This window comes from Pseudoxanthomonas sp. SL93 (assembly GCF_026625825.1).
Classification (GTDB): Bacteria; Pseudomonadota; Gammaproteobacteria; order Xanthomonadales; family Xanthomonadaceae; genus Pseudoxanthomonas_A.
The window spans coordinates 553179-572897 of sequence record NZ_CP113065.1 but is presented as its reverse complement, the minus strand read 5'-3'; the positions used below and the strand labels follow the sequence as shown (position 1 = coordinate 572897).

The 19719-nt window shown below is 59.6% G+C and carries 22 protein-coding genes; 15 read left to right on the top strand and 7 right to left on the bottom strand.

What is annotated here, in order from left to right:
* Window positions 1–1164: 1164 nt before the first annotated feature.
* The 15 genes from OVA13_RS02685 to OVA13_RS02615 all read left to right on the top strand — a co-directional run bounded on the left by OVA13_RS02685 (window position 1165) and on the right by OVA13_RS02615 (window position 13465).
* Window positions 1165–1515, top strand: a complete 351-nt coding sequence (locus OVA13_RS02685; protein ID WP_267792281.1) for a hypothetical protein — start codon at window positions 1165–1167, stop codon at window positions 1513–1515.
* A 518-nt stretch (window positions 1516–2033) separates the two neighbouring features.
* Window positions 2034–2318 carry a hypothetical protein gene (locus tag OVA13_RS02680; protein WP_267792285.1) on the top strand — a complete coding sequence of 95 codons (285 nt, stop codon included), beginning with the start codon at window positions 2034–2036 and terminating at the stop codon, window positions 2316–2318.
* Window positions 2319–2988: 670 nt separating this feature from the next.
* Complete coding sequence (locus tag OVA13_RS02675; protein ID WP_267792284.1) at window positions 2989–3255, top strand: hypothetical protein; 267 nt, start codon at window positions 2989–2991, stop codon at window positions 3253–3255.
* Window positions 3256–3336: 81 nt separating this feature from the next.
* Complete coding sequence (locus OVA13_RS02670; protein WP_267792283.1) at window positions 3337–3654, top strand: hypothetical protein; 318 nt, start codon at window positions 3337–3339, stop codon at window positions 3652–3654.
* A gap of 446 nt (window positions 3655–4100) precedes the next feature.
* Entirely contained in the window at window positions 4101–4457 is a 357-nt protein-coding gene (locus OVA13_RS02665; RefSeq protein ID WP_267792282.1) for a hypothetical protein, read from the top strand.
* Between the two features lie 510 nt (window positions 4458–4967).
* Window positions 4968–5318 (top strand): hypothetical protein, encoded by a 351-nt coding sequence (locus OVA13_RS02660; RefSeq protein WP_267792281.1) that lies wholly within the window; start codon window positions 4968–4970, stop codon window positions 5316–5318.
* 507 nt (window positions 5319–5825) lie between these two features.
* The gene (locus OVA13_RS02655; protein WP_267792280.1) at window positions 5826–6173 is read left to right on the top strand and encodes a hypothetical protein; all 348 of its coding nucleotides are present in this window, start codon (window positions 5826–5828) and stop codon (window positions 6171–6173) included.
* Window positions 6174–6666: 493 nt separating this feature from the next.
* Window positions 6667–6990, top strand: a complete 324-nt coding sequence (locus tag OVA13_RS02650; RefSeq protein ID WP_267792279.1) for a DUF3658 domain-containing protein — start codon at window positions 6667–6669, stop codon at window positions 6988–6990.
* 603 nt (window positions 6991–7593) lie between these two features.
* Entirely contained in the window at window positions 7594–8115 is a 522-nt protein-coding gene (locus OVA13_RS02645; protein WP_267792278.1) for a DUF2199 domain-containing protein, read from the top strand.
* Between the two features lie 508 nt (window positions 8116–8623).
* On the top strand, window positions 8624–9004 hold the full coding sequence (locus tag OVA13_RS02640; RefSeq protein ID WP_267792277.1) for a DMP19 family protein: 381 nt from the start codon (window positions 8624–8626) through the stop codon (window positions 9002–9004).
* A 737-nt stretch (window positions 9005–9741) separates the two neighbouring features.
* Window positions 9742–10209, top strand: a complete 468-nt coding sequence (locus tag OVA13_RS02635; protein ID WP_267792276.1) for a hypothetical protein — start codon at window positions 9742–9744, stop codon at window positions 10207–10209.
* A gap of 487 nt (window positions 10210–10696) precedes the next feature.
* Window positions 10697–11014, top strand: coding sequence for a hypothetical protein (locus tag OVA13_RS02630; protein ID WP_267792275.1), 318 nt, complete (start codon window positions 10697–10699; stop codon window positions 11012–11014).
* Between the two features lie 74 nt (window positions 11015–11088).
* Entirely contained in the window at window positions 11089–11469 is a 381-nt protein-coding gene (locus OVA13_RS02625; protein WP_267792274.1) for a DMP19 family protein, read from the top strand.
* A 1166-nt stretch (window positions 11470–12635) separates the two neighbouring features.
* Window positions 12636–13034 carry a hypothetical protein gene (locus tag OVA13_RS02620; RefSeq protein WP_267792273.1) on the top strand — a complete coding sequence of 133 codons (399 nt, stop codon included), beginning with the start codon at window positions 12636–12638 and terminating at the stop codon, window positions 13032–13034.
* An 80-nt stretch (window positions 13035–13114) separates the two neighbouring features.
* Window positions 13115–13465: a DUF1428 domain-containing protein gene (locus tag OVA13_RS02615; RefSeq protein WP_267792272.1), complete on the top strand. Its 351-nt coding sequence runs from the start codon at window positions 13115–13117 to the stop codon at window positions 13463–13465.
* 578 nt (window positions 13466–14043) lie between these two features.
* Here OVA13_RS02615 and lolD read toward each other — a convergent pair.
* From lolD to sdhA, 7 genes are all read right to left on the bottom strand, one after another.
* Window positions 14044–14772, bottom strand: a complete 729-nt coding sequence (gene lolD / locus OVA13_RS02610; protein ID WP_267792271.1) for a lipoprotein-releasing ABC transporter ATP-binding protein LolD — start codon at window positions 14770–14772, stop codon at window positions 14044–14046.
* Window positions 14765–16012, bottom strand: coding sequence for a lipoprotein-releasing ABC transporter permease subunit (locus tag OVA13_RS02605; protein ID WP_267792270.1), 1248 nt, complete (start codon window positions 16010–16012; stop codon window positions 14765–14767). Before OVA13_RS02605 ends, lolD begins: the two co-directional genes overlap by 8 nt.
* 4 nt (window positions 16013–16016) lie before the next feature.
* On the bottom strand, window positions 16017–16331 hold the full coding sequence (locus OVA13_RS02600) for a hypothetical protein (protein ID WP_267792269.1): 315 nt from the start codon (window positions 16329–16331) through the stop codon (window positions 16017–16019).
* Window positions 16332–16419: 88 nt separating this feature from the next.
* Window positions 16420–16677: an FAD assembly factor SdhE gene (locus OVA13_RS02595; RefSeq protein WP_267793608.1), complete on the bottom strand. Its 258-nt coding sequence runs from the start codon at window positions 16675–16677 to the stop codon at window positions 16420–16422.
* On the bottom strand, window positions 16677–17111 hold the full coding sequence (locus OVA13_RS02590; protein WP_267792268.1) for an MAPEG family protein: 435 nt from the start codon (window positions 17109–17111) through the stop codon (window positions 16677–16679). The genes OVA13_RS02595 and OVA13_RS02590 overlap by 1 nt, the downstream gene beginning before the upstream one ends.
* A 4-nt stretch (window positions 17112–17115) precedes the next feature.
* Window positions 17116–17898 carry a succinate dehydrogenase iron-sulfur subunit gene (locus OVA13_RS02585; RefSeq protein ID WP_267792267.1) on the bottom strand — a complete coding sequence of 261 codons (783 nt, stop codon included), beginning with the start codon at window positions 17896–17898 and terminating at the stop codon, window positions 17116–17118.
* Window positions 17899–17915: 17 nt separating this feature from the next.
* Window positions 17916–19706 carry a succinate dehydrogenase flavoprotein subunit gene (gene sdhA, locus OVA13_RS02580; protein WP_267792266.1) on the bottom strand — a complete coding sequence of 597 codons (1791 nt, stop codon included), beginning with the start codon at window positions 19704–19706 and terminating at the stop codon, window positions 17916–17918.
* Between the last annotated feature and the right edge of the window lie 13 nt (window positions 19707–19719).

Sequence of the window (19719 nt, the reverse complement as noted above, 5' to 3'; positions counted from 1 at the left end):
TGTGCAGGCTTGGCAGAGTGGTGGGTGCGCCCTAACAATTCATTCAAGCCGAACCCGCTTCGCGGGTCGGCTTAATTCAGGTGTTAGGCATCAAGTGAGAGAGTTCAGCCGTTCACCTAATAGGCGGGAGCGCATAGCCGGCATCAGCGCCAGCTCTTTGCTATCAGCGCTGTTCGGCTCGCTATCCGTCTTTCTTGCAACTCGCGGCGCTTGGCTGGTTGCAGGGATATGTGGCGCTCTGACTTTAGGATTTCTAGTGATGCTCTATCGCGCCGCATTTGGCGCCCCGCGCAGCCTCAACCACAAGGAGACGCGAGTGGTTGCTTGGGCCTTTGTCGCGCTTGGTTTGTGCGGTTTCGCTATGGCTCTGATGATCAATGGATCGATGACGCACAGACTCATGGTCCTAGGCGCATCGCTCACTTTCTTTTCAGCAGGCATTGCAGGTGCGAGGTCTCGTGGCCATGATGCCTAACAATTCATTCAAGCCGAACCCGCTTCGCGGGTCGCCTTAACTCAAGTGTTAGGCCGTTGGGTTGGTGCTTCAAAGTGGCATCACTGGCCTTCGGCAACCAGGTCATAGTTCACCCTTCCGGTCGCTCTTCGGACGGGGTCCCAGGCAAGCGCCTCGCGGGTCGGAGCCCATGCACCCCACCCCAGCGGCTCGCCTGCATCCGGCGCCTCTTTCTGGTACAACTTCGGCCTAACAATTCATTCAAGCCGAACCCGCATCAGGTTCGCTAACTTCGGGTCGTTCTGGGTAATATCGACTTCGGTGCCAACCCAGTGCGGGTCGGCTTAATTCAGGCGTTAGACCGCATGGAAGATCGGGACAAGTTCGGTGATCTCAACATCTCTCCCGGCGAGATTTACGAGGACTGTGCTTTTCATCCGTGCCTTTGTGTGGGTGCCGGCGACGGCGAGGTCTGGGGCATATCCCTTATAGACGGTTCGCAGCCCCGCTCTTGTGACCTGCGCATGTGTGGCGTGCGGATCCTGACTCCCGAAGAGGCTTGGGATATAAAGTGCCACGGCCCTTCGGATGCGGATGTCAGGGCTGAGTATCCAGAGGATCGCCGGTGGTGGCTGTGATGCGGTCTAACAATTCATTCAAGCCGAACCCGCTTCGCGGGTCGGCTTAATTCTGGTGTTAGGGCTCATTCCATGCATTCTCTGCTTCTTCTTCTAAGTCTTGCCGCTAGTTCATCTGAGCTCTCGGAGCGCTGCGCCTTGTCGGTTTATGCGGTTAAGCCGGACGGAACGCTTGCAGCGGAAGCGACGATAAAGCCTGACAACGTTGCGTCTGTTAAGTCGGGCGGCATCGACGTTTCGGGCATGCACCTGTGGTTCGTAAAGCTGAATACCGATGGCGCCTTGGTCAACTCTCGGTTTACCAAGGCTAGTGTCGGTACTCGCATGGCAATCTTCTGTGGTGACCGAGAGGTCTCTCGCGCATTAATCGCTGGCCAAAGCACCGATGAGTTCATGTTCTCCGTCAGTCCTGATGAGCCCTAACAATTCATTCAAGCCGAACCCGCTTCGCGGGTCGGCTTAATTCGGGTGTTAGACCTGCCATGAGAACAATCTGCAATCTGGTAGTTCTGCTTCTTGGCATCACATCTGGCGCATGCGCGGCTGCCGAGCCGGCGCCGGCCTGTTCTTCTGGGCTTACTCCTACGTCGACCGTTCCGCCAAAGCTGCCGCCTCGGCTGCACAACGAGTTCTCTGGCAAAGCCCAGGTCTCGTTTGTCATTGGCCGCACCGGTCAGGTGCAGTCACCCGCCATCGTCTCTGCGGAGTGGCATCCTATCGGCCGTAGCCGCGGCCAGCCTGTGGGATACAACGAGGTCATTCTTTCAGCTGTGGCCCAATGGCGTTACCCCACGCGAGGGCACCCGTGCCGCCATCAAGTTCCGGTAGAGGTCCAGCTCGCAGGCTTGTCGAGCTCTGCGGCTGGCAGGTCTAACAATTCATTCAAGCCGAACCCGCTTCGCGGGTCGGCTTAATTCAGGTGTTAGGCCTGCCGAGAGCCAATGACGGACCAGACAGATCAAATCAAAGTGCTCGCGTTCGCTCTCTACGAGATGCGTTTGCTCTTGGCAGGCTATCTGGGCAGTGACAACCCCGGAGACCACCCAGTCAGAGTCGCTGCCCATCTCGCCTATGCCCTCCACAATCAAGCACATGCTGCCTGGCAGTATGGCGAGTCCTTCGACGCTGCCAGCGCCATCTCAAGCATCGCGTCAGTAGACAAGCTACTGGGCAGCAATCTTATGCAACAGTTCGCTCAGGCTGCCCTTCCTCGTGGGCAGGCCTAACAATTCATTCAAGCCGAACCCGCTTCGCGGGTCGGCTTAATTCAGGGTGTTAGGCCGCACATGAAAGCTCCAAGCAGACGGATGCAGGCAATAGTTGGCTGGACAATGATGGCTGCTGCGGTCTTCCTAGCTGGATTAGCAGCCTTCTGGGCCTGGCTTCTTCGAGATGGTCTTGGCCCAGATAGCATCTCCTCATCTGGTCTTGCAGCTGTCCACCATGCCATCTCGGGCGGTTGGCACTTGTTCCTTCCGGCCGCACTTGTAGCCATTGCTGGCTTGATGTTCATCCGCCGCGCACGCCGTGTGCGGCCTAACAACTCATTCAAGCCGAACCCGCTTCGCGGGTCGGCTTAATTCAGGTGTTAGGCCGTTGGGTTGGCGCGTCAAGGTGGCATCGCTTGCCTTCGGCGACGGCGTCGTAGTTCGCCCATCCGGTGCTCTTCGGACGGGTTCCCAGGCAAGCGCCTCACCGGTTGGAGCCCGTGCACCCCACCCCAGCGGCTCGCCTGCATCCGGCGCCTCTTTCTGGTACAACGCTCGCCTAACAATTCATTCAAGCCGAACCCGCTTCGCGGGTCGGCTTAACTCAGGTGTTAGGCCGCTCAAACTAATGTTCCTTCGCACACAGCTCGCAACGGACTTCCGCAAGCCATCAAACTGGTGGCAGCGAATGACGGTGACCGATACCGTCAACCCAAACTACCGGGACAAATACCACCTAGTTCGTAGCTGGCTAATAGAGTTCGACGAGAGCGGAAGGCCCTGGCGTGAGATCGGCCTTGATGAGCACGGGGCCATCGTGATCGCCGGACCAAGCAAGAAGGACTACGGCTTCTGGCTGGACACAGGCATGCATTACCCCGATTTCACGGGTGAGCCCGTGGCAGAGGAATACTTCGAGCAAATGTGGGCCGCCTCTGGTGTTTCTTCGCCGTAGAGCGGCCTAACAATTCATTCAAGCCGAAGCCGCTTCGCGGCTCGGCTTAATTCTGGTGTTAGGCCGCTGATGACAGTTGTAATGATCTACGGGTTCCAAGGTCGCTTTTCCGGTGATTCCAAGTACACCTGGAGCCACCCCGACGTTGGCGCCACTCACAAATGCATGCTCTTCCTTAGGCAGCAATCTGAGGCCTACGACTTCAAGGCAGCGCTGGACGAGTGTGGCCGATACGGCTTTACAAATATTGAAAACATGCGCGGCGGCAAGCTCAAGATTGACGTCCTAAACACGGACCTCTATCGGGGATTCGCTGGCTTCTATGAAGAAGCTCTGAGTTCGGGCGCCGCCCTGGTCTACTATCCTCACAAGGGCGCGGCAGATGGCGACGCGGCCTAACAATTCATTCAAGCCGAACCCGCTTTGCGGGTCGGCTTAATTCCGGTGTTAGGGGGCACATGAGAGCTTTTTCAGCGAGCCTGCTTCTCCTACTGCTTCCTGGCTGCACTCATTGGTTCGGGCCTGCTCACGGCATCTTCTATGCAGTTGGTTCCACTCCAGACATGAACTCCTGCAAGCTTCAACTGATCCCAGTTGACTCAAAGAGTTCTCCTAAAGAGTGGGAGGTAAGGGGTAACTTCCGGCAGCGACTTCCGGTTGGTCATTCGCGCAAGGGGCATCGGATATCTCTCATCTGTAATGGGGCTGTGGCAGCACAGCGCACTTTCAAGTACGGTCGTGACATGCGTGTCGGCGGGGAGCTTGTGGTCAATGGCAGTGCCCCCTAACAATTCATTCAAGCCGAACCCGCTTCGCGGGTCGGCTTAATTCTGGTGTTAGGCCTCATGACAAAGAATGTCGCAACGGTTGAAGGTCTCACGCTTGCTGCTCTGATTGAGCGCCTGTGCCAGGCCGGGTATCAAATGTCGTGCCCGGATACTGGACGCGTGCATGGATTCACCTCAGCAGGTCAGCTCACTTACTTGACCTCTCAAGAGGTCGCAGGCTTTCTGGTCGAGGGTAACGGCGTCTTGCTTTGGGACAAGCCAACCGGGAGCCTTTACGTCTCACAGATCGCTACAAAGCCCAGAATTTCTTGCGACGGCCTAACCGTAGAGCAGGAGCAGTCGCTACAGCGGCTTCTTACCAGCCATGGCATCATCTACTCAATTGCCCACGAGGACTTCGCTTATGAGGCCTAACAATTCATTCAAGCCGAACCCGCTTCGCGGGTCGGCTTAATTCAGGTGTTAGGCCGCTAAAGCAATTCCATGAGCTCGGAGGCGCACAATGACTAGACTCGCTCTCATCGCGTTACTGGTCGCTTCAATCACGATCAGCATGACGCTGATAATCGGCGTCGTCCGGAGCAGCCGCACTCCGCTCGATAAAGCTTGGCGCATCCTTCTGCTCTTAGTCCCTGTTGCCGGCCCTCTTCTCTACTGGCTTATCTATTCCGACACCCCGCTGCAGCCTCAGCATCTGCAAAATCGGGGACCACGCGGCCACTACGCCCACACATGGATCGCCATTAAACCGATACTTGAGCAGGGTCTGCGCAGACGAGCTGACGATCAATCTCAGACAAATGGCGATCACCATGACAAGTAAAACCACGTTAGTGCTGCGACTCCATCTGGCGCGGCCTAACAATTCATTCAAGCCGAACCCGCTTCGCGGGTCGGCTTAATTCCGGTGTTAGGGCTCATTCCATGCATTCTCTGCTTCTTCTTCTAAGTCTTGCCGCTAGTTCATCTGAGCTCTCGGAGCGCTGCGCCTTGTCGGTTTATGCGGTTAAGCCGGATGGAACGCTTGCAGCGGAAGCGACGATAAAGCCTGACAACGTTGCGTCTGTTAAGTCGGGCGGCATCGACGTTTCGGGCATGCACCTGTGGTTCGTAAAGCTGAATACCGATGGCGCCTTGGTCAACTCTCGGTTTACCAAGGCTAGTGTCGGTACTCGCATGGCAATCTTCTGTGGTGACCGAGAGGTCTCTCGCGCATTAATCGCTGGCCAAAGCACCGATGAGTTCATGTTCTCCGTCAGTCCTGATGAGCCCTAACAATTCATTCAAGCCGAACCCGCTTCGCGGGTCGGCTTAATTCGGGTGTTAGGTGCCAATGGCGAAATCAACGCGATTTGCAGGATGGGTTGCGCTGCAGCTTTGTGTGCCGGCCGCGCTTTACCTAGCGATTGGGCTCCATAACGGCCGCACCTCTTGCCTCAAATACCTGTTGCCCAACTATCTCTTCATGGCCTTGCCGCTACTGCTAGTCAGCGTACTGGCCATTTGGCCCAAAGCCCGACACCCTGCACTTCTATGGGTGCTTTCATTGCTCAACGGGTTGCTCATTGCCTTTCAGCTGTGGGTATTGCTGGCAGTCCCCGGGCACGAGTCTGGCCTTGCTTGGCTCTTCTACGTTCCGCTGTGGGTCGCAACGCTGTTGGCTTCTGCCATCATTTGGTTCATCGCAAAGCGCAAGGGTGCCGACCAACCGGTTGGCACCTAACAATTTATTCAAGCCGAACCCGCTTCGCGGGTCGGCTTAATTCAGGTGTTAGGCCGCTCATGAGCCAGTACCGAATACTGTGGGATGAAACGTTGATCGGATACTCCGCACTTGAGTCGGGCGATCCGCCAATGGGTGTCGCTTTCGGTAAGTTTGTGCCACTTCCAGGTTACGAGGCAGTTCAGGCCCGATGCATCGCATCGCGAGAGATGTCACAAGAGCATCTTCCGATATCAGCTACTCAATCAGATGGACAGCTCATACCTGCTCTGGGCGTTTCCATTCTCGACTTCTCGATTGAGCTTGGTGCCTCTGAGATTGAGGTTCACGTAATTGGGATCGGATATCCGCTCTATGAGGAGTTGTTCCCAAATCAAGTAGCCGCGTATGCCAAGCAGTTCGGTTGAGCGGCCTAACAATTCATTCAAGCCGAGCCCACATCAGGGCGGCGCCTAAGTGCACGCCTTCGGCTATATTTGCACTCAGTCGCCGCCCCGCTGCGGGCCGGCTTAATTCAGGTGTTAGGCCGCTATGGCAGATCACAGCGAGTTGAGAGAGCTTCTCCATGCCTCCGGTGAGCCCTTATATCGTCTTGAGCTACGAGATGGCGTGCCGCACGGCCTGGAGCAAACCTGGCACTATCCGGGGGTTCTCACTCAACGTGCTCACTTTAGAGCAGGGCAGCTTCATGGGATTTACGAGAGCTGGTGGCAAGACGGCACTCCAAAAGAACGCGGCGAGTATTTCGAGGGTCGCAAAGTTGACATCTACTACTGGCATGACCAATCAGGCGATGTCTGGTCACAACGTGCCTTTGACGCGGCCTAACAATTCATTCAAGCCGAACCCGCTTCGCGGGTCGGCTTAATTCTGGTGTTAGGCCTCACAAGACTGTCCACTATGACTCCAGCCGACGACCAAGATGATCCGCCGCTTGATGCGGACGATCTGCGGGCTGTTGCCGCACTCACTCAGGATGACCTTCTTGCCATAGATCGAGCCATTCTGGCCAGTAGTAGCTCAAACTGGCGAAAGGTCGCCCTTGTTGTAGCGGTCGCAATGGACGCATATCCGGACAAGTACCACGACGTTCCAGATGTCTTCTACAGCCAACGCCTCAGAGATCTAGTCTCGGCTGGCCATCTGGAGGCGCAGGGCAATCTGTACCGCATGCGTTTCAGTGAGGTTCGCCTTACTCTCGCCGGCCTCGACAGTGAGGCCTAACAATTCATTCAAGCCGAACCCGCTTCGCGGGTCGGCTTAATTCAGGTGTTAGAGCCCATGAACCGAGTTTCCTGCATTCTTGCAGCACTCTTCCTGACTGCATGCTCTCAATCACCGGCCCCTATACCGTCCGCACAGTTCACTCCGTGCTGGCCCATAGCTGGATTAGAAGATCCGGATATTCCCCCTGAGGCACGCACGACTATTCTGGAGGCACAAGAAGATTTTTGCGCCGTACTAGAGAATCGCGAGCCAAAACACGCGCACAAGGTATCGCCTCCCGCCACTACCAAGAAGCGAGGCAGCACCTACTATGCTGGCCGCGGTTATCGCCTAACAGTTGTCCGAGATACGTTTGAGACTGGTGGCGCCTATTTTGGATTCTATGGCCCCGTACTCCACTTCGATTCTCCCGGGCCTGGGCGAGGCGAGATGTCACAAGTTCGGGTAGTAACTCTGCCACCAATGCATTAGCGGCATGGGCTCTAACAATTCATTCAAGCCGAACCCGCATCAGGTTCCCTAACTTCGTTTGGTTTTGGGTAGTATTGGCTTCGGGCCCTATCCAGTGCGGGTCGGCTTAATTCAGGTGTTAGGCATCACATGACAGATCACAGGTACGTTTGCTCTAGTTGCGGCAAGACTCACGAGGGACTGCCGACGGACTGGGGCTTCAAACTCCCGGACGAGGTTTTTGACTTGTCCTATTTGGACAAGTACCGCCGGACTCGTTCCAACACGGACCTGTGCTCGCTTGATGAGAGTCGCTTCTTCATTCGTGGTCTTCTAAGTATTCCCTTCACCCATCGAGAGGGCGAGTTTGCTTGGGGCGTGTGGGCTGAGGTATCAAAAGCAACTCACGACTTCTACTTAGAGAACTACAGCAACGAGATGGCTCAAGGGACCAAAGCCTCGGGTGTATTGGCCAACACCATTCCCGGTTTTCCAGAGATTACCGGGCAAGCCCTTGACATTGCGTTCCAAAATTCGAAGAGCCGCCCCTTCTTTTCCTTTCCACGATCCGCGGAGCACGAGCTTGCTGCTGACCAGAGAGACGGCATTGGTCACAACAGGCATCACCAGTTTCTTGAGTTGTGTGGCCACTTCGACGAGAGTGAAGCCTAACAAATCATTCAAGCCGAACCCGCTTCGCGGGTCGGCTTAATTCCGGTGTTAGGCCCAATGACAGTGTCCGACGAGTTCATCCCAAGCAGCTCCGACCTACAGGCGCTCTTGACGGCAGCAGTAACCCCGGAGATCGTCCGGGCATCTGCGGAGCTTGGCGTCGAGAGCACCTATTCCGCTCATGCCTTTGCTCGGGGCGAGGAGTCGCCTGTATTCGGTTCCAATGCTGCATGGACCGTCCGCGCGATCTTCAGAACCACTCATGCTCCAGGTCGAGCACTTGTACAAGTCCAAGCAAGACTGGCAAAGCCCCACCCAAGTGGGTACGGCGGCTTCGTTCTCAAAGGGGGCTATGATCTTGGCAGCCCAGACACGTTCTCCGCACGATCCAAGAGCAATGAGTACAACACTGCCGGTTTCCGGGCTTGGGCCTAACAATTCATTCAAGCCGAACCCGCTTCGCGGGTCGGCTTAATTCGGGTGTTAGGCCCCGCAAAGAGGTTGTCGCATGGACAAGAACAATATCCTCATCCAATTGTCCGAGAGTGATCGCACCGACTATGGCCGGGTTGATTTCTCGGCACAGTCACAACACCAGCAGGTCTTCTCGGCAATTTGGTCCATTGAGAGCCAAGTCAATAGTGGCGGCTTCGAGAGCTTCTTCGAGTATGAGGATCCTTTACTCGTGGCCTTCACCCCAGAGGCACTGCGAGCGATCGGCGCAGTAAACTGCGCGGGCATAGTAGATCGCGCCATTTCTGCTGGCTCCGGTTCACTGGACGAGTTGGACGCCGAGTTCTACGACTACCCAGACGATCTGACTGACCTGCTTTACAAGTACGTTTATGCAAATCCAGCGACTTTCGGCCCGGTATCGGGCGGGGCCTAACAATTCATTCAAGCCGAACCCGCTTCGCGGGTCGGCTTAATTCCGGTGTTAGGCCCTTGGGTTGGCGCTTCAGAGTGGCATCGCTGGCCTGCGGCAACGACGCCGTAGTTCGCCCTTCCGCTCGCTCTTCGGATGGATTCCCAGGCCAGCGCCTCATCGGTCAGACACCGCGCACCCCACCCCAGCGGCTCGCCTGCATCCGGCGCCTCTTTCTGGTACAACTTTGGCCTAACAATTCATTCAAGCCGAACCCGCTTCGCGGGTCGGCTTAATTCAGGTGTTAGGCCGCTAAAGCAATTCCATGAGCTCGGAGGCGCACAATGACTAGACTCGCTCTCATCGCGTTACTGGTCGCTTCAATCACGATCAGCATGACGCTGATAATCGGCGTCGTCCGGAGCAGCCGCACTCCGCTCGATAAAGCTTGGCGCATCCTTCTGCTCTTAGTCCCTGTTGCCGGCCCTCTTCTCTACTGGCTTATCTATTCCGACACCCCGCTGCAGCCTCAGCATCTGCAAAATCGGGGACCACGCGGCCACTACGCCCACACATGGATCGCCATTAAACCGATACTTGAGCAGGGTCTGCGCAGACGAGCTGACGATCAATCTCAGACAAATGGCGATCACCATGACAAGTAAAACCACGTTAGTGCTGCGACTCCATCTGGCGCGGCCTAACAATTCATTCAAGCCGAACCCGCTTCGCGGGTCGGCTTAATTCCGGTGTTAGCCCCCATGATGAAGATCACTTTGCTTCTTACAGCACTAGGCTTTTCACCCACACTGCTGGCTTGTGATCTCCCCCTCATTGGTACTTGGCAGTCCGACGCAACCGCAACGATGTCGTTTAATCGTGCAAATGCCAGGCTTGAGGAGCGCCAAGAGCGCTTCCTTGCAAGCCTGATGGGAAAGATGACGCTAGAGTTCACGGACAAGCAGCTTCACTTGCGTATGCCAGATACTCAGGTAACTGTTAAAGGTGAGCTCAGACCGTTCGCGGGCTTTGAAGAGCGAAATCCGTACAAGGTCTTGTTCTGCAGCGAGCGCATGGTGGTTATAGAGACACCTGAGGCTTTCACAGGTGAGAGTAGCGTTAAAACATACTTCTTCGTCAACTCTGATTCGATGTGGGCGTATGTAGGATCAAATAGCCCAAAGACGCCCGATCTGCATATACGCGAGTACTTCACCCGCGTGCGGTAGGGGGCTAACAATTCATTCAAGCCGAACCCGCTTCGCGGGTCGGCTTAATTCAGGTGTTAGCTGCCATGGAAGATGTAGTTGCAACGGAGCCAGGTGCACGGCTGATGAACCTCTCGCAAGACCGGTTCACTGGGCGGCCTGTCTTTGGCCACCCAGCTGCATACCGTTGCGCCGCGTGCGGCACTTCCACTCGGTTCGAGCTTGGCCGCAAGAACCCCGAGTCCTTTACGTCAAACATCCATGCGGCATTGGATGCCGCGTCCGGCCCGGCAGTGCCGTGGGAGACGGATTACACTGACTTCTGTTGCCTAGGGTGCGGTCTTCCAGTTCGGGTGGCGCACGAGATTCATGAGTTCGCAATGTCGTCTTATCGTTACCTGCCGCTCCGCGTGTATGAGTACGTCGGTGGCAGCTAACAATTCATTCAAGCCGAACCCGCTTCGCGGGTCGGCTTAATTCAGGTGTTAGGCCGCTGATGACAGTTGTAATGATCTACGGGTTCCAAGGTCGCTTTTCCGGTGATTCCAAGTACACCTGGAGCCACCCCGACGTTGGCGCCACTCACAAATGCATGCTCTTCCTTAGGCAGCAATCTGAGGCCTACGACTTCAAGGCAGCGCTGGACGAGTGTGGCCGATACGGCTTTACAAATATTGAAAACATGCGCGGCGGCAAGCTCCAGATTGACGTCCTAAACACGGACCTCTATCGGGGATTCGCTGGCTTCTATGAAGAAGCTCTGAGTTCGGGGGCCGCTCTGGTCTACTATCCTCACAAGGGCGCGGCAGATGGCGACGCGGCCTAACAATTCATTCAAGCCGAAGCCGCTTCGCGGCTCGGCTTAATTCAGGTGTTAGGCCCCGCAAGGAACTGCGTAGCATGGACAAGAACGACTTCCTCATCGAACTCTCCGAAAGTGACCGCACAGCTTACGGTCGTGTTGATTTCGCAGCCAAAACAGCGCAGCAGCAGATTTTCTCAGCTGTCTGGGCGCTTGAGAGCCAAGTCAATGGTGGCGGCTTCGAGAGCTTCTTCGAGAACGAAGACCCTGCCTTGGTCGCATTCGCACCAGAAGCGCTGCAGACAATCGGAGCGGTCACCTGCGCGGATATAGTCCGTCGTGCCGCCTCCGCGGCTCCTGGCCTGTTGGATGACCTCGACTCTGAGTTCTATGCTTACCCAGACGATCTGACTGACTTGCTATACAAGTACGTAGCGGCCAACCCAGATGCATTCGGTCCCGCCACGGGCGGGGCCTAACAATTCATTCAAGCCGAACCCGCTTCGCGGGTCGGCTTAATTCAGGTGTTAGGCCCCGTGACAAGACACTCCGACATCTGGTTAAAGCTAGGCTTCTCGGCAGTCGTGGCACTGTGCGCGGGCATGTGGTCGTGGCGCCAGTACGTCAAGTATCAGGGCGGCCGCGGTATTGCTCTCTGGCTTCTACCTCCTGACGCACCTCCGTTGGTTCTGATTGTTGTGTTTGTTGTAATCCCCGCAGCTGTCTCCTGCTGGGTAGGCTGGGGGCTCGCAAAGGGCGTGAGGGCCGGCCCAAGTGATAGACACGGGCCCTAACAATTCATTCAAGCCGAACCCGCTTCGCGGGTCGGCTTAATTCCGGTGTTAGGCCCCGTATGAGCCATGACAAGAGCATCAAAGTAGGCCCTTGGCCAGATCCGCCAGTCCCGGACTTCGACGCTGATGGCGTCATGTGTCCACCGTGGATCAAATTCCCCAATCTTCCTCGTAGGTCTTCTGGTTGGCGCATGGGCATGGGCGAGGCATACAGGGAGAGCTTCGATAGATGGTGGTCCCGCCAGCCGCGCCCGATTCGCTTGTCTGTTCGGGCAAAGTATCCTGAGCCGCAGGAGTGGCTCGGGTTCTGGCAGTCGCAGGCCGGGGCCTAACAATTCATTCAAGCCCAACCCGCTTCGCGGATCGGCTTAATCCAGGTGTCAGCCCGCATGAGAACTCTCTTGATTCTTTTAGCTTTGACGTTGAGCTCCGGCACGTGTGCAGCGGCTGATGTTCAGCTGCATGTAGAACGCGAACCCAGGCCATGGGACGACTATCCGGAGAGTATCGGTCAGCCGGTTGCCCGTTGGACTGGCAATGCTCTCCATGTACGTTACGTGGCCAATGAGACCGCCACGATGATCGTCAGTGATCGTGCCCCGGCAGTTCTTGCCACGCCCTCCGCTCTCGCTCTCTGCTACAACACCGAGCCTGTGGCACTTCCCAACGGCCAACCTGCCCTTGCATGGACGGGGCCCGTGCTTCTCGAGTTCGTTGTCGTGGGTATTCCGCAGCGGGATTACGCCATCACCGTCCGCAAGGGTTGCGAGCATGCGCCTGCGGGCTAACAATTCATTCAAGCCGAACCCGCTTTGCGGGTTGGCTTAGTTCAGGCGTTAGCCCGGTTGCCCATGATCATCATTAGCCAAGAATCCTCCACCCACTCCTCCGGTAGCCATACCGAGGCATTGGACAATTTCATTGCTTGGCGGCCGGATGGCGCGGGCAAACTGATTCTTGCCATTGGCAACCCCAGCCAATGGCACTCTTCGGCGCCACTTCCTGCCGGATCGGTGGTCACCGATCTTGTCCTCGCTTCTTCGGAGGATCCAAAATTGGCCAGTGAACTGTGGGGTCCATTCTTGAGCTACGTGAGCTTCAAGGCCTCGCCTAGCTTCTTGGCGCAGCTTCGCGCGAAACTCCTGGGCATTCCCGTCCGCATCTCAATCAGCAACCCAAGCGTCCGCGCTGCGGTAAGTGATGCGATCTCAAACTGCGCGCCGTATAACTTCAAGCTGCACGCGGGCTAGCAATTCATTACGCTTCACACCCCGGCTTAACTCCGGCATCAGGCCACACGCCGACCAGACCATCAACCAACGAGAAGCCTATGTACGTTGACGGATTCGTCGCCGCAGTACCGGCCTCCAACCTGGACGCCTATCGGAAACTTGCCGTTGAGGCCGCTTCGATCTACAGAGAGCATGGCGCTCTCAGTGTCATCGAGTGCTGGGGGGATGATGTACCCGAAGGCGAAGTGAACTCCTTCCACACCGCCGTCAAGCGCGAACCCGGTGAGGTTGTGGTCTTCGCTTGGATCTCTTGGCCCTCCAAGGCAGCCCGGGACGAGGGGAACAAGAAGGTCATGGCAGATCCACGAATGGACCGAGGTGACGAGAGACCTCCCTTCGATGCGCGGCGCATGATCTACGGCGGCTTCAGTGTGCTCGTCAACGCCTAGTCCTCCTTGTCCGGTTTGCAAGAATGGCTCGTTCGAGCAAAGTGCGATTGGCCATTCAAGGTGGCATCGCTGACCTGCGGCGCCAGGGCGATCGCTCGCCTTCATAGCGGCTCTTCCGATGGGTTTTCAAGCATGCGTGTGGTCGGTCAGACCCTGCTCACCCGACCCCAGTGGCTTGCCTGCATCCGGCGCTTCTTTCTGGTACGGATTCGGCCTGACAATTCACTCATGCCGAATCCGCTTCGCGGCTCGGCCCCAATTCAGGCACCAGGCGACACGCCGTGGAGACACTAGAGAATCCGTCCGCTCGGCTTCGGGTTGAGCTACTGGCGGAGCGCTACGGGATTCTTTCAACAGGCGGGCGTGCTCCGCGTTGCCGGCGACACCGTATATGAGGCGCATGTGTATGGGTCGGAGTTGGAGTAGCTGGCCGGAGGCCGGCCTTAGGGCTGACAAGCACGTGCCGGTCCGCAATTCACTCAATCCGAACCCATCATCCTGCAGCGCCGCTCAACTCAGGCGCCAACCTCGGTGAGGCTCGCCCAAATCAAAGCATCCACGCAACACGTGCTCGCGGGTCAGACCGCCTCGGGCGCCAGTTCGCGCAGCTTGCCTTCATGCAGCTCCAGCACGCGATCCAGGCGGCGGGCCAGACGGCGGTCATGGGTCACCAGCACGAGACTGGTCTTCTGTGCGCGATTGAGGTCGAGCATCAGTTCGAAGACGGTCGCGGCGGTCTTCTCGTCCAGATTGCCCGTGGGCTCGTCGCCCAGTACGCAAGCAGGCTGGTTCACCAGTGCGCGCGCGACAGCGGCGCGCTGGCGTTCGCCACCCGACAGTTCACCGGGCTTGTGTCCGATACGATGCCCCAGGCCAACGGATTCCAGCAGCGTCCTGGCCTTGCCCGACGCGGTGTGGGCGTCGGCGCCGCCCAGCATCACCGGCATCATGACGTTCTCGAGCGCGGTGAACTCCGGCAGCAGGTGATGGAACTGGTACACGAAGCCCAGCGATCGGTTGCGCAGCTGCCCACGCGCCGAATCGGACAGCGTCGACATCTTCTGCCCGGCCACGTACACCTCGCCCGCGGTAGGCGCGTCCAGACCCCCCAGCAGATGCAGCAGCGTGCTCTTGCCGGCACCCGACGCACCGACGATGGCGACGGTCTCGCCCGGCTGCACGTTGAGCTCCAACCCATCGAACACCGGCGTGCGCAGCTTGCCTTCGGCATAGGTCTTGCCCAATGCCTCGGCGTGGATGACGGCGGTCTGCATGGCGCTGGTCATGGGATTGACGTTCTTACTCATAACGCAGGGCCTCCGCCGGTTGCGTGCGGGCGGCGCGCCAGGCCGGGTACAGGGTGGCCAGGAAGCTCATCACCAGCGCCACCGCGGCGATGATCACCACGTCGCTGCCCTGCAGGTCGTAGGGCAGGCCGGTGATGTAGTAGACGTCGGATGGCAGCAGCGTGACGTTGAACGTGGACTCGATGAGACCGAGGATGCTTTCCAGGTTGAGCGTCAACGCGATGCCCCCCACCACGCCGAGGACCGTCCCGAAAATTCCGATCAGCGAGCCCTGCACCATGAACACCTGCATCACGCCGCGCGGGGTAAGCCCCAGCGTGCGCAGGATGGCAATGTCGGCCTGCTTGTCGGTGACCAGCATCACCTGCGACGACACCAGGTTGAACGCACCCATCGCGATGATCAGCGACAACAGGATGCCCATCACGGTCTTTTCCATCTTCAGCGAGTGGTAGAGGTTGGCGTTCTCGCGGGTCCAATCACTGATGAGATACGGGCCATGCAGTTGCTGGGCCAGGTCGCGCGCGACATTCCAGGCCTGGTCCATGTCATGCAGTTTCAGGCGCACACCGGTGACGCCCTCGCCCATGCGCAGGACGCGTTGCAGGTCCTCCATGTGGACGATGGCCAGCGTTCGGTCCACGTCGTTGTGGCCCACCGCGAAGATGCCCGCCACCGTGAACCGCTTGATCTTCGGCATGGCGCCCATCGGCGTGCCCTGGAAGTCGCCTGCGGTGACCACCACGCTGTCGCCCACCTGCACGCGCAGCCACGCGGCCAGCTCCTGGCCCAGCAGGATCTTGAACTCCCCCGGCTTCAACGCATCCAGCCGCCCGGATTTCATCTTCTCGCCCAGCACCGAGACTTTGGGCTCTTCGCCGGGCAGCACGCCGCGCACCAGTGCGCCCTGCGGGTCGGCATTGCCGGTGACCATGGCCTGCACGTCGACGTAAGGCGCCGCGCCGGACACGCGCGGGTCGGTCAGCGCGATCTTCACCGCGTGAGGCCAGTCCTGCATGGCTTCGCCCGCGCCATTGACGGTCGCGTGCGCGGTGGCCTGCAGCAGGCGGTCGCGGATCTCGCGCTGGAAGCCGCTCATCACCGACAACGTGGTGATCAGCACCGTCACCCCCAGGGCGATGCCCAGGATCGATGCCAGCGAGATGAAGGAGATGAAACCGTTGCGGCGCTTGGCGCGGAGATAGCGCAGGCCGATGGCGACAGGGATGGGTTTGAACATGCCCTTATGGTGCCACTCCCGCTCGACGGCGGACAGCATCCGTGCTGCTTGCGGCCAGCCGCAGTTCACGCCGCATAGGCGCGGGCAGCGTGTCCGGCCACCAGGCCAGGCGCTGCCAGCGCCCTGCCCTGTCCCGCCAGCGCATGAAAGCCAAGGGCCCGCGCCAGGTCACCTGCACGGCGTCAACGGGCTGACCGTCCACGGTCGGCGCACGACCATCGCCCGGGAACCACACCGCACGCGCCGGCCTGGCGCCTTCGTGCCGGGCCAGATGCACGCCGTAAAGGAACGCCAGCACCGCCAGGGGCCAGGCGGCCATCCGCGGCATTTCCGAAACGAGCACGCAGAACGCCCCCAATCCTCCCAGCAGGACCAGCGACGCCCGCAGCAGGCGCGATGGCCGCCATTCAAGCCGGCAGCTGACGGATCCTTTCGACCAGTGCGGCGAGTTCGGCATCGGGACACTGCTCATAGCCCATGGACCAGCGCCAGAGCTTATCGTCCTCGCAATCGAGCAGCCGTAGGAAAACCCCGCGCGCGGGTTCGGATTCCGTCGCCCAGCATTGCGCCAGGTAACGGTCGAACAGCTGGTCGAGTTCGCGCATGCCTCGCCGGCAGCGCCAGCGGATGCGCTTGAGTTCGATCTCGTCCGCCGTCGGCTCGATCACCCGGATACCGCCATCAGCCAGGCGATGCGCGCCCACAGCGCGGCCAGCACCAGCGTCGCCAGCAGGTAGGCGACGAATCGCGTCATGACGTGGTTGAAGCTGCATTGGACGGCGCTGTGCACGGCGCGCAGCAGGACGAAGGCCCATGCCAGCCCCACCGTGACCGCGTCGGCGATGCCGAGCTGCGCCGCCACCAGCACGCCGGCATAGAACAACACCGGCAGTTCGAACAGGTTGCGGAAGTTGTCCGAGGCGCGGGTGTCCTGCAGCAGCGCCACGGATTGGGCGGAACTGGCCAGTGCCTGCGCATGGATGCGCTTGCGCGCCATCTCGCCCAGCCGCAGGTGGTAGAGGCGACACCAGACGAGCAACGTCAGTGCCGCCATCGCCACCGCGGGCCAGAGCATCGCCGTGGCGGATGCGCCGCTCATGCCATCACGCGCGGCGCGCGAGCATCAGCTTCTTGATCTCGGCGATGGCCAGCGCCGGGTTCAGGCCCTTCGGGCAAGTGCGCGCGCAGTTCATGATGGTGTGGCAGCGGTACAGCTTGAACGGATCTTCCAGATCGTCCAGGCGGGCACCGGTGTCCTCGTCGCGCGAGTCGACGATCCAGCGGTAGGCCTGCAGCAGGATGGCCGGGCCCAGGTAGCGTTCGCCATTCCACCAGTAGCTGGGGCAGCTGGTCGAACAGCAGGCGCACAGGATGCACTCGTACAGGCCGTCCAGCTTCTTGCGGTCGTCCGGCGACTGCAGGCGCTCGCGATCCGGCGGCGCCGGCGTCTGCGTGCGGATCCAGGGCTTGATCGACGCGTACTGGGCGTAGAAGTGGGTGAGGTCCGGCACCAGGTCCTTGACCACATTCATGTGCGGCAGCGGATAGATCGGCACTTCGGCCTTGCCGCAGTCGCCGATCGCCTTGGTGCAGGCCAGCGTGTTGGTGCCATCGATGTTCATCGCGCACGAACCGCAGATGCCTTCGCGGCACGAGCGACGGAACGTCAGCGTGGGATCGATCTCGTTCTTGATCTTGATCAGCACGTCCAGGACCATCGGCCCGCACGCGGCCAGGTCCACCTCGTAGGTGTCCACGCGCGGGTTCTGCCCGTCGTCGGGGTTCCAGCGGTAGACCTTGAAGGTGCGCGGCTGCTTGGCTCCCTTGGCGGGGAAGTGCTTGCCCTTCTGGATCTTGGAGTTCTTCGGGAGCGTGAATTCGGCCATTAGTCAGGTCTCCCGGCTCAGTAGACGCGCGGCTTGGGCGGCACCACATCCACGTCCTTGCTGAGCGTGTACATGTGCACGGGGCGGGAATCGAAGTTGCATTTGCCGTTGTCGTCGACGTTGACCAGCGTGTGCTTGTGCCAGTTGACGTCGTCGCGGTCCGGGAAGTCCTCGTGCGCATGCGCGCCGCGGCTCTCGTGGCGCTGCTCGGCCGAGTTGATGGTGGCCACCGCGTTGAGCAGCAGGTTGTGCAGTTCGTAGGTCTCGATCAGGTCCGAATTCCAGACCAGCGAGCGGTCGCTGACCTTGACGTCCTGGAAGGAGTCGTAGATCTCGGCCATCTTGTCGCAGCCCTCCTTCAGCGTCTTGCTGGTGCGGAAGACCGCGGCATCGTTCTGCATCGTGCGCTGCATCTTGTCGCGGATGACGGCGGTGGGCGTGTCGCCGTTGGCGTTGCGCAGCTTGTCCAGGTTGGACAGCGCCTTGTCGCAGGCGTCGCCGGCCAGCGTCTTGTGCGGCGCGCCGGTCTTGATGGTCTCGGCGCAACGGTTGGCCACCGCACGGCCGAACACCACCAGGTCCAGCAGCGAGTTCGAACCCAGGCGGTTGGCGCCATGCACGGAGACGCAGGCGGCCTCGCCGATGGCGTACAGGCCCGGCACGACGGCGTCGGGGTTGTCGCCGACCTTGCGCACCACTTCGCCGTGGTAGTTGGTCGGGATGCCACCCATGTTGTAGTGCACGGTCGGGATGACCGGGATCGGCTGCTTGGTGACGTCCACGCCGGCGAAGATGTGGGCGCTTTCGGCGATGCCGGGCAGCTTCTCGTTGATCACTTCCGGCCCCAGGTGGGTCAGGTCGAGCAGGATGTGGTCCTTGTGCTCGCCGACGCCGCGGCCTTCGCGGATCTCGATGGTCATCGAGCGGCTGACGACGTCGCGCGAGGCGAGGTCCTTGTAGTGCGGTGCATAGCGCTCCATGAAGCGCTCGCCGCTGCTGTTGCGCAGGATGCCGCCTTCGCCGCGGACGCCCTCGGTGATCAGGCAGCCCGCACCGTAGATGCCGGTGGGATGGAACTGCACGAACTCCATGTCCTGCATCGGCAGGCCGGCACGCATCACCATGCCGCCGCCATCGCCCGTGCACGTGTGCGCGGAGGTGGCGGAGAAGTAGGCACGGCCGTAGCCGCCGGTCGCCAGCACCACGCCGTGCGCGCGGAACAGGTGCAGCGTGCCGGTCGCCATGTCGAGGGCGAGCACGCCGCGGCAGGCGCCCTCTTCGTCGAAGATCAGGTCAAGCGCGAAGTACTCGACCATGAAGCGCGCATCGTGCGCCAACGACTGCTGGTACAGCGTGTGCAGCATGGCGTGGCCGGTGCGGTCCGCGGCCGCGCAGGTGCGCTGCGCCGGCGGGCCTTCGCCGAACTTGGTGGTCATGCCGCCGAACGGACGCTGGTAGATCTTGCCGTCTTCGGTGCGGGAGAACGGCACGCCGTAGTGCTCCAGCTCGATGATGGCCGGGATGGCCTCGCGGCACATGTACTCGATGGCGTCCTGGTCGCCCAGCCAGTCCGAGCCCTTGATGGTGTCGTAGAAGTGGTAGCGCCAGTCGTCCTCGCCCATGTTGCCCAGCGCGGCGGAAATGCCGCCCTGCGCCGCCACGGTGTGCGAGCGCGTCGGGAACACCTTGGTCAGGCAGACCGTCTGCAGGCCCTTGGCGGCAAGGCCGAAGGTCGCGCGCAGGCCGGCGCCGCCGGCGCCCACCACGACCATGTCGTACTTGTGTTCGGTGATCTTGTAAGCGGACATGTATCCAGTTTCC